23 protein-coding genes are annotated in these 14,316 nt (G+C 52.4%); 18 read left to right on the top strand and 5 right to left on the bottom strand.

All coding sequences use genetic code 11. From position 1 onward, the window contains the following. Positions 1–84: EF-Tu C-terminal domain-related protein (locus tag BBD38_RS14505; protein WP_330672288.1), on the top strand; the 84-nt coding region annotated here is incomplete at its 5' end. A gap of 278 nt (positions 85–362) precedes the next feature. Further along, positions 363–812 carry a hypothetical protein gene (locus tag BBD38_RS07895; RefSeq protein WP_066686472.1) on the top strand — a complete coding sequence of 150 codons (450 nt, stop codon included), beginning with the start codon at positions 363–365 and terminating at the stop codon, positions 810–812. A gap of 58 nt (positions 813–870) precedes the next feature. On the opposite strand, the gene BBD38_RS07890 is transcribed toward BBD38_RS07895, so the two are convergent. From BBD38_RS07890 to BBD38_RS07870, 3 genes are all read right to left on the bottom strand, one after another. Beyond that, positions 871–2,238 (bottom strand): sodium-dependent transporter, encoded by a 1,368-nt coding sequence (locus BBD38_RS07890; RefSeq protein ID WP_066686470.1) that lies wholly within the window; start codon positions 2,236–2,238, stop codon positions 871–873. Between the two features lie 27 nt (positions 2,239–2,265). Continuing rightward, entirely contained in the window at positions 2,266–3,057 is a 792-nt protein-coding gene (locus tag BBD38_RS07885) for a ZIP family metal transporter (protein WP_066686469.1), read from the bottom strand. Positions 3,058–4,363: 1,306 nt separating this feature from the next. Beyond that, entirely contained in the window at positions 4,364–4,696 is a 333-nt protein-coding gene (locus BBD38_RS07870; protein WP_066686465.1) for a helix-turn-helix domain-containing protein, read from the bottom strand. Between the two features lie 211 nt (positions 4,697–4,907). Here BBD38_RS07870 and BBD38_RS07865 point away from each other — a divergent pair, with 211 nt between their 5' ends. Further along, positions 4,908–5,153 carry a hypothetical protein gene (locus BBD38_RS07865; protein ID WP_066686463.1) on the top strand — a complete coding sequence of 82 codons (246 nt, stop codon included), beginning with the start codon at positions 4,908–4,910 and terminating at the stop codon, positions 5,151–5,153. Between the two features lie 88 nt (positions 5,154–5,241). Here the strand turns inward: BBD38_RS07865 and BBD38_RS07860 are convergent, their stop codons facing one another. Together BBD38_RS07860 and BBD38_RS07855 are read right to left on the bottom strand one after the other, a co-directional pair. After that, a complete protein-coding gene (locus BBD38_RS07860; RefSeq protein WP_066686461.1) occupies positions 5,242–6,528 on the bottom strand; it encodes a hypothetical protein in 1,287 nt (428 codons plus the stop codon). A 238-nt stretch (positions 6,529–6,766) separates the two neighbouring features. Then, positions 6,767–7,117 carry a NifB/NifX family molybdenum-iron cluster-binding protein gene (locus tag BBD38_RS07855; RefSeq protein WP_172807794.1) on the bottom strand — a complete coding sequence of 117 codons (351 nt, stop codon included), beginning with the start codon at positions 7,115–7,117 and terminating at the stop codon, positions 6,767–6,769. A 509-nt stretch (positions 7,118–7,626) separates the two neighbouring features. Between BBD38_RS07855 and rpsJ the strand changes: the two genes are divergently transcribed. The 15 genes from rpsJ (at position 7,627) to BBD38_RS07780 (ending at position 14,241) form a co-directional block, all read left to right on the top strand. Beyond that, complete coding sequence (gene rpsJ / locus BBD38_RS07850; protein WP_046443500.1) at positions 7,627–7,935, top strand: 30S ribosomal protein S10; 309 nt, start codon at positions 7,627–7,629, stop codon at positions 7,933–7,935. Positions 7,936–7,963: 28 nt separating this feature from the next. Beyond that, on the top strand, positions 7,964–8,596 hold the full coding sequence (gene rplC, locus BBD38_RS07845) for a 50S ribosomal protein L3 (RefSeq protein ID WP_066686457.1): 633 nt from the start codon (positions 7,964–7,966) through the stop codon (positions 8,594–8,596). 26 nt (positions 8,597–8,622) lie between these two features. Next, positions 8,623–9,243, top strand: a complete 621-nt coding sequence (rplD, locus tag BBD38_RS07840) for a 50S ribosomal protein L4 (protein WP_066686456.1) — start codon at positions 8,623–8,625, stop codon at positions 9,241–9,243. After that, the gene (gene rplW / locus BBD38_RS07835; protein WP_066686455.1) at positions 9,243–9,539 is read left to right on the top strand and encodes a 50S ribosomal protein L23; all 297 of its coding nucleotides are present in this window, start codon (positions 9,243–9,245) and stop codon (positions 9,537–9,539) included. Before rplD ends, rplW begins: the two co-directional genes overlap by 1 nt. 24 nt (positions 9,540–9,563) lie before the next feature. After that, positions 9,564–10,397: a 50S ribosomal protein L2 gene (gene rplB / locus BBD38_RS07830; protein WP_066686454.1), complete on the top strand. Its 834-nt coding sequence runs from the start codon at positions 9,564–9,566 to the stop codon at positions 10,395–10,397. A 22-nt stretch (positions 10,398–10,419) separates the two neighbouring features. Further along, a complete protein-coding gene (gene rpsS / locus BBD38_RS07825; protein ID WP_066522712.1) occupies positions 10,420–10,692 on the top strand; it encodes a 30S ribosomal protein S19 in 273 nt (90 codons plus the stop codon). Positions 10,693–10,713: 21 nt separating this feature from the next. After that, positions 10,714–11,100: a 50S ribosomal protein L22 gene (gene rplV / locus BBD38_RS07820; protein WP_066686453.1), complete on the top strand. Its 387-nt coding sequence runs from the start codon at positions 10,714–10,716 to the stop codon at positions 11,098–11,100. 11 nt (positions 11,101–11,111) lie between these two features. Then, complete coding sequence (gene rpsC, locus BBD38_RS07815; protein ID WP_066686452.1) at positions 11,112–11,813, top strand: 30S ribosomal protein S3; 702 nt, start codon at positions 11,112–11,114, stop codon at positions 11,811–11,813. Next, entirely contained in the window at positions 11,791–12,234 is a 444-nt protein-coding gene (gene rplP, locus BBD38_RS07810; RefSeq protein ID WP_066522706.1) for a 50S ribosomal protein L16, read from the top strand. The genes rpsC and rplP overlap by 23 nt, the downstream gene beginning before the upstream one ends. Beyond that, a complete protein-coding gene (gene rpmC / locus BBD38_RS07805) occupies positions 12,224–12,430 on the top strand; it encodes a 50S ribosomal protein L29 (RefSeq protein ID WP_066522705.1) in 207 nt (68 codons plus the stop codon). The genes rplP and rpmC overlap by 11 nt, the downstream gene beginning before the upstream one ends. Before the next feature lie 21 nt (positions 12,431–12,451). Next, positions 12,452–12,715, top strand: a complete 264-nt coding sequence (gene rpsQ, locus BBD38_RS07800) for a 30S ribosomal protein S17 (RefSeq protein WP_066686450.1) — start codon at positions 12,452–12,454, stop codon at positions 12,713–12,715. A gap of 66 nt (positions 12,716–12,781) precedes the next feature. Then, positions 12,782–13,150 carry a 50S ribosomal protein L14 gene (gene rplN, locus BBD38_RS07795; RefSeq protein WP_066686443.1) on the top strand — a complete coding sequence of 123 codons (369 nt, stop codon included), beginning with the start codon at positions 12,782–12,784 and terminating at the stop codon, positions 13,148–13,150. A 16-nt stretch (positions 13,151–13,166) separates the two neighbouring features. Further along, positions 13,167–13,481, top strand: coding sequence for a 50S ribosomal protein L24 (rplX, locus tag BBD38_RS07790; protein ID WP_066686442.1), 315 nt, complete (start codon positions 13,167–13,169; stop codon positions 13,479–13,481). A 23-nt stretch (positions 13,482–13,504) separates the two neighbouring features. Then, positions 13,505–14,044, top strand: a complete 540-nt coding sequence (rplE, locus tag BBD38_RS07785; RefSeq protein ID WP_066686441.1) for a 50S ribosomal protein L5 — start codon at positions 13,505–13,507, stop codon at positions 14,042–14,044. 11 nt (positions 14,045–14,055) lie between these two features. Then, positions 14,056–14,241, top strand: a complete 186-nt coding sequence (locus BBD38_RS07780; protein ID WP_066522698.1) for a type Z 30S ribosomal protein S14 — start codon at positions 14,056–14,058, stop codon at positions 14,239–14,241. Positions 14,242–14,316: the final 75 nt, after the last annotated feature.

Raw genomic sequence — 14,316 nt, 5'->3', positions numbered from 1 at the left:
GCAATCGAAGAAGGACTGCGGTTCGCAATTCGCGAAGGCGGACGCACGGTAGGTTCCGGGGTTGTATCCGGGGTTATCGAGTAAGCGAACCTATCTTCTAAAAAACAGAAATTGTAAAAGGGGTTACAGGTATCAATGGGGATAATATTTATTTCCGTTGTCGTACCCAAAAGGCAAATAAAAGGGAGCGGAAACCGCTCCCTTTTTTGTTGTCACACATCTGTCAAGAAACGGGTGTGCAGTAAGGAAGTAAGGGATTGTTGAGCCATCTGGTATTTGATATAGTTATCCACGTGTTGCAAAGCGGGCGGAAAACAATGCCGGAGGCTTTGCAAAATATTTATCATCAAAGAGGAGAGAACATGAAAAAAATTGTATTTGTAGTAGTAGCGGTTATGCTGTGTGCGGCATTGGCTATGGGCTGTGCAGGCCCGACGGCCGCGCCTTCGGAATCGGCACAGGCAACGGAATCTGCTTCGGCGGAAGCTTCTGTTGAAGCGTCGGATGCCCCGGCGGCGAACGGGGATTATTCATCCTGGACAAACGAGGAATGGGAAGCGGCCGCGGACAGCGACAAAACGGCGGCAACCGAAGCCCTGCTTGCGGAAATCGGGGATTATATGATGGAAGGTTATTCCGACCTGATGGAACAGGCAAAGACGAATGACAGCGTAAAAGCGCAGCTCGACGCGCAGATTGAGAGCCTGAAGGGCCAGATCGAGAACTTCCTGAACAACAGCCCGGGTTCAACAATCGGCGATTTGGCGAAGGCCAGCAAGCAGGTTGTGGACGGCAGCGACAGCGCGGAATAAACCAAGTATAAAAAAGACAGGCCTGTGCGCAGTAAAGCGCATAAGCCTGTTTTTTTAGTTACGAGAAATAAACGATATATCCCTGCACCAGCACATAAATGATAATGAACGGCAATACGTATTTGCAATACCACCGCATTTTTGAGGGAAACGCCAGCCCGTTCCCGGTGTTTGCCTCGGCAAGGAAGCCCTTCCATCCCCAGCCGTATTTTGTAACGCAGAACAGCAGGTAAACCAGCGCGCCGATGGGCAGGAGGTTGTTGCTGACGATAAAATCCTCGAGGTCAAGCACGCTCGTTCCCGGCCCGAGCGGCTGGAAGTCCGACAAATAGTTATATCCAAGGATGCACGGCAGCGCCAGGCCGATCATCAGGAAAATATTGACCAGCGCGGATTTTTTGCGCGACCAGCCAAATAAATCGACGCCAAAGGAAAGGATATTTTCAAATACGGCAATTACCGTGGAAAAAGAAGCGAAAATCATGAAAATATAGAAAAAGGCGCCCCAAATTTGCCCGCCCGCCATCGAATTAAAAATGTTTGGCAGGGTAACAAAAATCAGGTCGGGGCCGCTGCCCGGGTTTACGCCGAACGCAAAGCATGCGGGAAAAATAATGAGGCCGGAAAGCAGCGCCACAGAGGTGTCGAGCACGGTAATGCTCAGGGATTCCCCAAACAATCGCCGGTCGCGGCTGACGTAACTCCCGAAGATCGCCATGCTGCCGATGCCCACGCTCAGGGTAAAGAAAGCCTGCCCCATGGCGGCGAAAATAACCTCGGGAAGCCCGTGCTCCATTAGCCTCGCGAAGTCGGGTTTCAGGTAAAAGGAAATACCGGCCTGCGCGCCGGGAAGCGTAATAGAGCGGATCACCAAAACCACCATCACCGCCAGCAGGCTTGTCATCATAAACTTGGAAACCTTTTCCACGCCCTTTTGCAGGCCGATGGCGCAGACAAGGAACCCGACGACGGTAATTACAACCATCCATCCGATCTGCGGGAATGCGTCCGCCTTCATGGCGGCAAATTCCAGCTTCACCCCGGCGGCGGAAAGCCCGGCAAAATCACCGGCGAGCGTTTTCACAAAATATGCGATCATCCAACCGGCGATGGTGGTGTAAAACATCATCAAAAGATAGTTCCCGGCAATCGCCCCATAGCTGAACAGGTGCCATTTGCTCCCCCTGGGCTCAAGCTCCTGGAAGGAACGGGCGACGCTCTTCTGGCTCGCACGGCCGACGGAAAATTCCATCACCATGATCGGCAAACCGAGAATTACGAGGAAAATAAGGTAAATAATCAAAAAAGCCGCGCCGCCATATGCCCCCACGACATACGGAAACCGCCATACGTTGCCGAGGCCGATGGCGCAGCCTGCCGAGATTAAAATAAAACCCAGACGTGAACCAAAGGTTTCGCGTTTCAAACAGATATACCCCCAGAAATTTTGGCTTTATCCCAGCGCCACATCGAGAATCATCATAAGGATGAACCCGGCCATCACACCGGCCGTACCCGAATGGGAATGCTCGCCGAGATGCGCCTCGGGAATCAGCTCCTCCACAACCACATAAATCATCGCCCCCGCCGCGAATGCAAGCAGCCACGGCATAATGCCCGAAATAAGGCCGATCAGGGCAACCGCCGCAACGGCGGCAATTGGTTCCACCGCGCCCGACATGGTTCCCCACAAAAAAGCTTTTCCACGCGTCAGGCCCTCCTGCCGCAGGGGAAGGGAAATGGCCGCGCCCTCCGGCACGTTTTGCAGCGCCATGCCGATCGCAAGCGCAATCGCCGAAGCAAGCGTCACCGTATCCGCGCCGCCCTGCGCCGCAACCGCAAATGCGAGGCCAACCGCAAGTCCTTCCGGAATATTGTGCAGCGTCACTGCGAATACCAGCATCGTACGTTTGCCAAGATGCGAGTGAAGCCCCTCGGGCTTGGCACTGCCCGGATGCTGGTGGGGAAGCAGGTGGTCGAGCGCAAACAGGAAAAGCCCCCCCAGGGCAAAACCGCCCGCCGCCGGAATCCATCCGGTCGAACCCTGCTCCTCCGCCATTTCAATGGCGGGAATCAGCAGCGACCATACGGATGCGGCGATCATGATGCCCGCCGCAAAGCCAAGCATCACGCGCTGTACTTTTGGATTGATCTCGCCCCGGAAAAAAAAGACCGATGCGGAACCCGCCGTGGTCGCCGCAAACATCAGTCCCGAACCCGCAAGGGCAAGCAGGAATGGATTCATAGCCGTCCTCCTAAAAATAGATAATTACATATCATTAATAAGCCGGAAAGCAAAAGGCGAAACGCCTTTCATTAAAATGTTTTTCCAACCGCAGTGGCCGCCGCCCTCGGCGGCCCGTGTCCGATGGAAAACGTGATACACAAATGCTTTTTCGACCGTAGGGGCCGCATAGTATGCGGCTTGTGCCCGATGGGGAACGTTCTACTCCTATTTTTAGATGGAGGGCGTTCAACCTTTGGGTGGGAAATACACTATGCAAGGCAGGGCAGGAACGTTATTTGATGCTCCACCTCAGTAAATATGTTCTTTTTTTGGTATCGCCAAAAAAAAGAACCAAAAAAAGCTCCGGCGGCTCGATGCCGCCGATTATTCCGCCGCAACCGTTGCGGCGGTTACATAGCAAAAGATTTTTGCTATTGATTTCTATGCGTTCCGTAAATCGTGCGCATTGCCGCTCGATGAGCACAGATGATGTCCCTTAACCGTAGGGGCCGCATACTATGCGGCCCGTGTCCGATGGAAAACGTGATACACAAATGCTTTTTCGACCGTAGGGGCCGCATACTATGCGGCCCGTGCCCGATGGGCAACGCCCGACTCCTATTTTTAGATGGAGGGCGTTTGGCTTTTGGGTGGGAGAAACCTTATGCCAAGTAGGGCAGGAACATTTTTTTAATCTCCGCTCTAATAGTAATGTTCTTTTTGGTATCGCCCAAAAAGAACCAAAAAGACTCCTGCCGACCGACGTCGCCACGTCGCAATGCGCCCTTATACTCAATTTCGGTCTAAAGCCCAAAATTTTCGTTTTTGGGCGATTGCTCCTTTGCCCCACGAAACTCACTACGTTCGAGTTTCGCGGGGACCCCAAGAACGGCCGCCGCCAGCGGTTACAGAGTGCAAAACGGAACAATATTTCTTCTGTGATGTTTGAAATAAAACCAAAACTTGCGTTGCCTGCGGGCGGCATAGTATGCCGCCCCTACGGTCGGAAAGGCATTTGCATATCAATGATGCACGAGACAGCGCAAGCATCCTACTGGCGGAACACATTCAATGCGTTCCCTACGATTCCATAGAAATCAACAGTAAAAATTTTTTGCTATGTAACCGCCGCAACGGTTGCGGCGGAATAATCGGCGGCATCGAGCCGCCGGAGATTTTTTTGGTTCTTTTTTTGGCGATACCAAAAAAAGAACATATTTACTGAGGTGGAGCATCAAACAATGTTCCTGCCCTGCCGTGTATAGTGTATTTCCCACCCAAAAGCCGAATGAGCACCGTATAATGTAGGAATAAATTTACGGGATTATTTTTCCGGCGGGAGGTCAAGCGCCGCGCGTGCAAGGTTGCGGGACTTTTTGTCTGCGTTTTTATAAGCGTCGATTAATTCCTTGTATGGAAGCAACGCCCTTGCCTCACGATCTTCTTCAGAAGATTTGTTTTTTCCAAGTAAAAGATAGTCGCAGGATTCGCCTAAATAATGTGCAATAGTAATTATTGTATCCGATTTTATTTTAGAAGTTGGAGATGCCTTCCAATTGCTGAATGCGCTTTCTGAAATCCCCGTTTCTTTGGATACCTTATAAGGTGTGATATTTCGTTGCTCGAAAAGCATTAAAATCCTGTCTGATATATGCATGATACTCCACCTTAATAATTACATAAGTGTAAATAAGTAAAAATATTGTTGACTACAACCTTGCAATGTAGTATACTTAATGAAAAGCGAGCCACGCAAAAAAGCGTGGGATTGCTTCCACAGGTAAGCGGACTGGAGTGCGAAACCGTTTCGCTTACTTGTATTTATGATTTTATCATAGCACATCCGGTTTTACAAGGCGGTGAAGAGGATGTTTGAACCGAACCTGTGCAGGAAATGCAAACGAAAAGGCGACCGTATCTATTGCCTTTCCTGCCGCATCATGCGCAATGCCATCGTAAGGATGCGCAAGGTGCTTACGGGCAGCCAACTTGACGAATGCAACAACCTGGCCTGGGAAATAGAAAACCTTTTAGAGATGGAATATAAATACGGATATGAAGCGGGACGGGCGGAAGGCGAAGCGAAGGCCGCCCGCAGGGACGCGCATAAATAGGCGGGTCCCGCCTGCTTCCGATATACCGGGAAGTCATAAAAAAAGAACGTACCGCGACGCTGCGACACGTTCTTTTGTATTCGGCGCTTTATTCCCCGTAGCGCATCGTGTGGAAGGTGTAGACCCTGGAAATTTCCGCGGGAATTTCCAGCTCGTTTAAAATTTCCACAAATCGTTCGCATACGTCCGTGTCGGCAGAGCGCTGTGCCACATTCAGCACCAGCTCGCCTTTATAAGAGACGACCGCAAGCGTGAACGGATTGAGCGCCGTAGGCAGGCAGGGATAAATTTCTTCCACATACTGTTCCATAGACTGCGGCAGTTCCACGCGGCCCATGTTGGTAATGATATACGTCGTTTGTTCGGAGGCCTGCTCGATGGCCGCACGCACCATGCTGCGCTTATCCTCGATCGGCAGCTCCGCGTCCAGGAGCACAAGCGTTTCCACAGCGGTTTTTTTGGCGTCCGCCGCGAGGGCGTCGGCCTGCGTCTGGAAGTCGAGCAGGCCCTTTTCGGTGTTCAGGATATCAATAAAGGACAGGTTTGCGATTTTACGGCCGAAGGGAATGCCCGCCCCGGCAATAAAGCAGCGCGTTGTCTTGCTCGGGAAATACGGGCGCAGGTTCACGGGAATCGAAGCGATTACCGGGCGCTCCTCTTCCTTTGCGCAATATTTTTCATGCACCGCGCTCGAGAAAAGCGGGCAGATAAACGTGACCGGGCTTGCCTGGTACTCTTTCACAACGCCGTGCAGCTTGGAAAACGGCAGGCGAATCTGCACGACAGTGTCGTCCGGATCGCCGTCGGTGGTCACGCCGGGAACGCGGAACGCGGGTAAATGCGGCAGCTCGCCGTCGCCCCGGGGCTCGATTTTCATCACCGCGTCCTCCGCTTCCCCCGCTTCAAATTCCGTGTCCGATGTGCGGATGTCGCCGGGCTCCACCGGAAGGCCCAAAATCCGAAAATAATGATACAGCACGGATTTCAGGAACACAAGGAAACCGAGGCCGTCCGCAAGGGAGTGGAACCAGTCCGCGTGGATGGTGTCGCCGCCGTAGGTAATGCAGAACAGGTAGCCGTTCGTATCCTCCGTGCCCATTGTGCGCACCTGTGTTCCGTCTCCGGGAAAAACGGGGGCGGGAAGGTCGATTGGAATATAGAAATAATTTGATTTGTCCCAGGCGAGGCCCACCGCCATCTGTGGGAAACGTCCGAGGGTCTCTGCCGCGGCCTTTGCAAGCGCGCCGCCGTCCACCTCGCGGTCGAGCCGCACGGTAAAGCGGGGAACGCAGCCGCATGAGAGGTGCGAGCCATACAGGTATGCTTTTCCGTTTGCGTCAAGCGTAAGGGCGGGATTATCATTTGTTTTCAGCATGGTTTCTGTCCTTTCCGGTTTATATTTGTCTCGTAATCATTGTAACATCGGGACTTTCGCCATACAACAAAAACCATCCCTCCGAAAGATTAAAATATGGAGGGCACGCCGGACGGATTGTTTCAGCCCTTTGCCCGCGCTTTTCCGCCTGCCGTCCCGCAGACGGCTTCCTATATAATGTAAGTATAAAAAAGGGCCGCATAGGGATGCGGCCCCTTGGGATGGCCGGGCAGGTTCTTCAGTGGCAATCCCCCGCATGCTCGTGCTTGCAGCACACCGTATCGTCCGATACAAGGGAACCGTCAAGGTAAGCCTGCGCCGCATCGCCTGCCGCGCCTTGCGCGCCCGTTACGATTGCGATGCCCTTTTCGTCGAATTTCTCCCGTGCGCCCGCGCCCATGCCGCCGGAAATAATAACGTTCACACCGCGTGCGGCAAGGAACTCGATCAGGTTGTGGTCGTGCCCGGGGCTCGTAACCCTCTCGCTGCCGGAAATTTTACCGCCTTCCGCCGTATAGATGTTAAAATCGGAACAATGCCCGAAATGCCCGGAGACGCTTGCTCCTTCGCTTGCAACTGCAATTTTCATGATGAAATCCTCCTTGATTACCGCGATTTAATTGACCGCCCCGGAAAGGGGCGGGGATTCCTTTGTGCGTATTTCTTTCAACAGCCGTCTCTAAGCATACCACTTTTTGAACATATGTCAATAATATCGGGGGATAAAATGGAATAATTGTAAAGGCGGAAAATTTTCCCATCCGGTATGCTCACAATATCTTGTGTATGTATTTTCACAAAACCACTATTTTTTAATTTTTGGAAAAAAGCATAAAAAAGTTCAAAAAAAGCCTTGAAATTGCGGATTTGCTCATGTATAATTTAGTACGTTGCGCTATAGGCGTATTTTTGGGATGAGGCGAGAGGTTACCGTGAGCCAGCGGATAGTTCACGCCGACAATGGTCCGGACAGCGATCCGGGCGGCTCCAAAAAGGGCAGGACACAAACGTTCTGTCCAAAAAAAGCAAAGCGACACACCCGGCTATGTGTGTCGGCGAAGGCGGCTCCAGCCGCGACACTTGAAGGAGGAGAAACAAATGGCAAGCCAGAGAATTAGAATCAAACTGAAAGCTTACGACCACAACCTGATCGACCAGAGCGCTCAGCGGATCGTAGACACGGCAAAGCGTACAGGCGCGAAAATTTCCGGTCCTGTGCCGCTTCCTACGCAGAAGGAAATCATCACGATCCTGCGTGCGACGCATAAATATAAGGATTCAAGGGAACAGTTTGAAATCAAAACACACAAACGCTTGATCGACATCCTCGAAGCAAACGCAAAGACGACGGACGCTCTCATGCGTCTCGACCTTCCCGCGGGCGTGGACATCGAAATTAAACTGTAAAGACAAGCGATAAGACGGAGGAAAAAGGATAATGAAAGCTATACTGGGTGAAAAAATCGGTATGACTCAAATCTTCGCAGAAGACGGCAGAGTCGTTCCCGTAACAGTAGTAAAAGCCGGACCTTGCGTTATCGTTCAGAAGAAAACGGTAGAAACCGACGGATACAACGCGGTGCAGGTAGGATTCGGAGAAGTCAAAGAGAAAAATGTAAACAAGCCGAAAAAGGGCCACTTTGCAAAGGTAAAGGCAGCCCCCACGCGCTGGCTGCGCGAGTTCCGCACGGATGAGGCGGAAGAGCTCGAAGCGGGCAGCGAAATCAAGGTTGATGTGTTTGAAGCGGGCGAAAAAATCGACGTTTCGGGCATCTCCAAGGGGAAAGGCTTCCTCGGCGTAATCGCACGCTGGGGCCAGCACAGGGGACCTATGAGCCACGGTTCGCGGTATCACAGGCGCCCCGGTTCCATGGGCGCGTGCGCATCCCCGGCGAAAGTCATGAAGGGCAAACGCCTCCCGGGACGCGGCGGCTTTGATCGGGTAACCGTGCAGAATCTCGAAGTTGTCAAGGTTGATACCGATAAAAACCTGCTCCTCGTCAAGGGTGCGGTTCCCGGTGCCAAGGGCGGCCTTGTGACCATCAGAAAAAGCGTTAAGTCGCTGTAAGACCGCTTGAAAAGGAGGAAGTAATTATGCCAAACGTATCAGTATATAAGACCGACGGCAAAGAGGCAGGCAAAATCGAGCTGAAAGACGAAGTCTTCGGCGTAAAAATAAACAAATCGGCAATGCATGACGCAGTCATCGCACACCTTGCGAACAAGCGCCAGGGCACGCAGTCCGCACTCACGCGCAGCGAAGTGCGCGGCGGCGGCATCAAGCCTTTCCGCCAGAAGGGCACAGGCCGGGCACGCCAGGGCACGATCCGCGCGCCCCAGATGACGCACGGCGGAGTCGTATTCGCGCCCAAGCCGAGGGATTATTCCATGAAGCTCAACAAAAAAGTGCGCGCGCTTGCAATGTGCTCCGCGCTTTCCCAGAAGGTACAGGATGAAAGCCTTATCGTAATGGAAGACCTCAAAATAAAGGCTCCCAAGACGAAAGAAATGGCGGCAGTGCTGAAAAACCTGAAAGTGGAAAAGGCTCTGATCGTCACGAACGGCAAGGATGAAGACGTTGTCCGCGCCGCCGCGAACATCCAGGGGGTCAAAACGATGCCGGCTTCTACGCTTTCCGTTTATGACATCCTGAAATACGACAAGTTCATCGTTACGAAGGACGCCGTAAAAGCAATCGAGGAGGTTTACGCATAATGAAAGACACGCATGATATCATCATAAGGCCTATTCTTTCAGAAAAAAGCTACGACCTGATCCCCAAGAAAACCTACACGTTTTTAGTGGAAAAAGGCGCCAACAAAACGCAGATCAAGGCTGCGGTGGAAGAAATCTTCGAGGTGAAGGTGAAACAGGTCACCACATCCCGCAAGGAAGGCAAGCTGAAAAGACAGGGACGCACGGAGGGCAGACGCCCCGAAACGAAAAAGGCTTACGTGACGCTCACGGAAGAATCCAAGGCAATCGAATTCTTCGAGAGCATGGCACAGTAAGCGCGTAAGGGAGGTTCTTAAGTTATGGCAATCAAAAAATATAACCCAACTTCTCCGGGCAGAAGGTTCATGTCGGTTTCGGCTTTTGAAGAAATTACGACGACAAAGCCCGAGAAATCGCTGCTCGTCTCGCTGAAGAAATCCGGCGGACGCAACGTGCACGGCCGTATCACGGTTCGCCACGTCGGCGGCGGCGAAAAGAGAAAATACAGGATCATCGATTTTAAGCGCGACAAAGACGGCGTACCGGCTAAGGTCGCAACAATCGAATACGATCCGAACCGCAGCGCGAACATCGCATTGCTGCATTATAAAGACGGCGAAAAGAGATACATCATCGCTCCCGTCGGCCTCAAGGTCGGCGACGAAGTGGTCTCCGGCCCGGAAGCAGACATCAAAGCAGGCAACGCGCTTCCGCTGGCTTCCATCCCGGTCGGCACAATGATCCACAATGTGGAAGTAAAGCCGGGCAAAGGCGCGCAGCTCGTGCGGAGCGCGGGCAACGCGGCACAGCTGATGGCAAAGGAAGGGCGGTACGCGCAGGTGCGCCTCCCCTCCGGCGAAGTGAGGATGATCCTCATCGGCGCGAAAGCGACGATCGGCCAGGTTGGCAATGTTGACCAGGAAAACATCAATATCGGCAAAGCGGGCCGTAAGCGCCACATGGGCGTCCGCCCCACAGTGCGCGGTTCCGTCATGAACCCGAACGACCATCCGCACGGCGGCGGCGAGGGCAAATCCCCCGTTGGACGCCCGGGTCCTGTTACTCCCTGGGGTAAACCTGCTCTTGGGTATAAGACACGCAAGAAGAAGAACCCGACGGATAAATTTATCGTAAAACGCAGGAACGCTAAATAATCGAAGGAGTGAATTTGCAGATATGAGTAGGTCAGTAAAAAAGGGACCGTTTATAAATGAAAAGCTTCTGGCACGCGTTCAGGAAATGAACGAAAAGAACGAAAAGAAAGTGCTGAAGACTTGGTCGCGGCCGTCGACGATCTTCCCGGATATGGTTGGTCACACAATCGGCGTGCACGACGGCAGGAAGTTCGTTCCGGTCTATATCACGGAAGATATGGTCGGGCACAAACTGGGCGAATTCGCCCCGACGAGAACGTTCCGCGGCCACGCGGGCGAGAAATCGTCTAAATAACCTGGAAGGAGGGTAAAATCCATGGCTACAAGAGAAAGAGAAAAAGCTGCAAAACGTCAGGAAGAAAAAGACAGAAGACCGAAAGCCATCGCGAAATACGTTCGCGTTTCCTCCCGCAAGGTGAAGGCTGTCATCGACCTCATCAGGGGTCTTAACGTACAGGACGCCAAGGCGGTTCTGATGAATACGCCGAACGGCGCGACGGAACCTGTTTCCAAGGTTTTGAATTCTGCGGTTGCGAATGCGGAAAACAACATGAACCTTTCGGCCGACACGCTGTTCGTTGCCGAAGCGTTCGCGGACCAGGGTCCTACGCTCAAGCGGTTCAGGCCGCGCGCGCAGGGCAGGGCGTCCCGCATCCGTAAACGTACGAGCCACATTACAATTATCTTGGATCAGGTTAAGTAAGGAGGAATACGATGGGTCAGAAAGTACATCCGCATGGTTTTCGGGTTGGAGTCATCAAAGACTGGGACGCCAGGTGGACAGCCAAAAAATCCAAATTTGCCGATTACATCGTTGAAGACGATAAAATCAGAAAATTCTTAAAGAAAAAGCTGTATGCCGCGGGCATCTCGAAGATCGAGATCGAGCGTGCGGCACAAAAAATTTCCGTCAATATCTTTACCGGCAAGCCGGGCATCGTGATTGGCAAGGGCGGCACGGGCGTAGAGCTCCTGAAAAAAGACCTTGCGAAGCTTACGGGCAGCGCGGTTGCCGTAAATATCATTGAAGTAAAGCGCGTAGACGTAGACGCACAGCTTGTTGCGGAAAACGTTGCGCAGCAGCTCGAAAAGCGTATTTCGTTCCGCCGCGCGATGAAGCAGTCCATCGGCAGGACGATGAAAGCTGGCGCAAAGGGAATTAAGATCATGTGCTCCGGACGTCTCGGCGGTGCTGAAATCGCCCGGGTAGAGCAGTATCACGAAGGCTCGATCCCGCTGCAGACAATTCGTGCGGACATCGACTACGGTTTTGCGGAAGCGAATACGACATATGGTAAAATCGGGGTTAAGGTATGGATATACAAAGGCGAGATTCTTGGAAACCCCTTAGCGGAACGGGCAAAACCTTCAGCAGTGGAAGGAGGCAGAAAAAATGTTAATGCCAAAAAGGGTTAAGCGCAGAAGACAGTTCAGGGGTCGTATGAAGGGCAAGGCTCTTCGCGGAAATACGATCAACTACGGCGATTATGGCCTCGTGGCGACGGAGCCCGGCTGGATCAAGTCAAACCAGATCGAGGCGGCCCGTGTCGCGATGACAAGATATATCAAGAGGGGCGGACAGGTTTGGATCAAAATCTTCCCGCACAAGCCGGTAACGGAAAAGCCGGCCGAAACCCGCATGGGTTCCGGTAAAGGTTCGCCGGAATACTGGGTGGCGGTCGTAAAGCCGGGCAGGGTAATGTTCGAGCTTGCGGGCGTATCCGAGGAGACCGCTCGGGCGGCCCTCACGCGTGCAGCGCATAAATTGCCGATCAAATGTAAATTTGCGATCAGAGAGCAAAATAACGAAGCAGGTGGTGAGCAGGATGAAGGCTAAAGAGATACGTGAACTTTCAAAAGACGAATTGGTCGCCAAGCTGGGCGACCTCAAAACCGAGTTTTTCAACCTGCGTTTTCAGCTCGCAACAGGCCAGCTCAATAATCCTTCCAGCATCAAGAACGTGAAAAAGGATATCGCACGGGTGAAGACGGTTTTAAGGGAAATGGAACTAGGCCAGAAGGTTGCCGAGTAAGGATAAGGAGGACGTCTTCGGATGAGTGAAGTTACGAGAGGTTACCGTAAAGAGAGAATCGGAACGGTAGTAAGCGATAAAATGGACAAGACGATCGTCGTTGCGATTAAAAGCAAAAAGACGCATCCCTTGTACGGAAAGACGATCAACTATACCAATAAGCTGAAAGCGCATGACGAGAACAACGAAGCAGGCGTGGGCGATACGGTGCGGTTGATGGAAACGCGGCCCCTCTCCAAGGATAAGCGGTGGAGATTGGTCGAAATCGTCGAAAAGGCGAAATAAGGACGATGAGATGATGCGCAGGCAGGGTTCCCCCGGGGAAGGCTCGCGCGTAAAGGAGGAGTCAGGATGATACAGCCAGAAACACGCCTCAAGGTTGCAGACAATTCAGGCGCTAAAATAATTCAGTGCATTCGCGTGATGGGCGGAAGCGTCAAAAAGACGGCGAACATCGGCGACGTGATTATTGCGTCCGTAAAAACAGCGACGCCCGGCGGCGTGGTCAAGAAAAAAGACGTGGTGAAAGCCGTTGTCGTACGCTCCGTTTCCGGAGTACGTCGGCCGGACGGTTCGCACATAAAATTTGACGAAAATGCAGCAGTGATTATTGACAGCAATAAACAGCCCAAGGGCACCCGTATCTTCGGGCCTGTTGCAAGGGAGCTCCGCGACCGCGATTATATGAAAATCGTGTCGCTTGCCCCCGAAGTTCTTTAAGAAGGAGGCACGGGATATGAATACAATCAATATCAAAAAAGGCGATACCGCAGTAGTGATCTCCGGAAAAGAAAAGGGAAAGCAGGCGAAAGTGCTCCGTGTCGAGCCGACGAAGAACAAAGTGGTTCTCGAAGGCACGAACATGCTCACCAAGCATAAAAAACCGAAAAACCAGACGACCCCGGGCGGGATCATCAAGCAGGAAGGTTCGCTCAATGCGTCCAATGTAATGGTGGTTTGCCCCAAATGCAATAAGGCCACGAGGGTCGGTCATAAAATCGAAGACGGCAAAAAGTCCCGCGTTTGCAAAAAATGCGGCGCTACGCTGTGAGTGAAGGGAGGTAATTATCTGATATGCCGAGATTAAAAGATACATACAAGGCGGAAATCATTCCCGCTATGATGCAGAAGTTCGCATACAAGAACGTTAATCAGGTCCCGAGGCTCGAAAAAGTTGTCATCAACATGGGCCTTGGCGAAGCAAAGGATAACCCGAAAGCCCTTGACTCCGCAGTGGAGGACTTAACGGTGATCGCAGGCCAGAAACCGGTTGTCACAACGGCAAAGAAATCCGTCGCAAACTTTAAGGTGCGCGAAGGAATGAAGATCGGTGCGAAGGTAACGCTCCGCGGCGACAGGATGTATGAGTTCATCGATAAGCTCATCAGCATCGCCATCCCGCGTGTCCGCGACTTCCGCGGTCTTTCCCCGAAGTCGTTTGACGGCAGGGGCAATTTTGCAATGGGTTTCAAGGAACAGCTTGTGTTCCCGGAAATCGATTACGATAAGGTCGACGCAATCCGCGGTATGGATATCATCGTGGTGACGACAGCGCAGACCGACGAAGAAGCAAGAGAGCTCTTAACCCAGATGGGCATGCCGTTCGCGCACTAAGGAGGAAAATAATGGCAAAGAAAAGCATGATCATTAAGCAGCAGAGAGGCTCCAAATTTTCGACCCGCAACTATACGCGCTGCCGTATTTGCGGAAGGCCGCACTCTGTCCTTAGAAAATACGGAATCTGCCGCGTTTGCTTCCGGGAACTCGCGTATCGCGGGCAAATACCGGGTGTCAGAAAAGCAAGCTGGTAATATTATAGAAAGTTTAGCCCTTGTGACCACCGCCGGTCGGCGGAACGGACAGGGGCGGGCGCCGGAAAACGGCCT

This window comes from Christensenella intestinihominis, from assembly GCF_001678845.1.
Classification (GTDB): Bacteria; Bacillota; Clostridia; order Christensenellales; family Christensenellaceae; genus Christensenella; species Christensenella intestinihominis.
The sequence above is the reverse complement of the archived record's forward strand: the minus strand, read 5'-3'. Positions and strand labels throughout refer to the sequence as shown.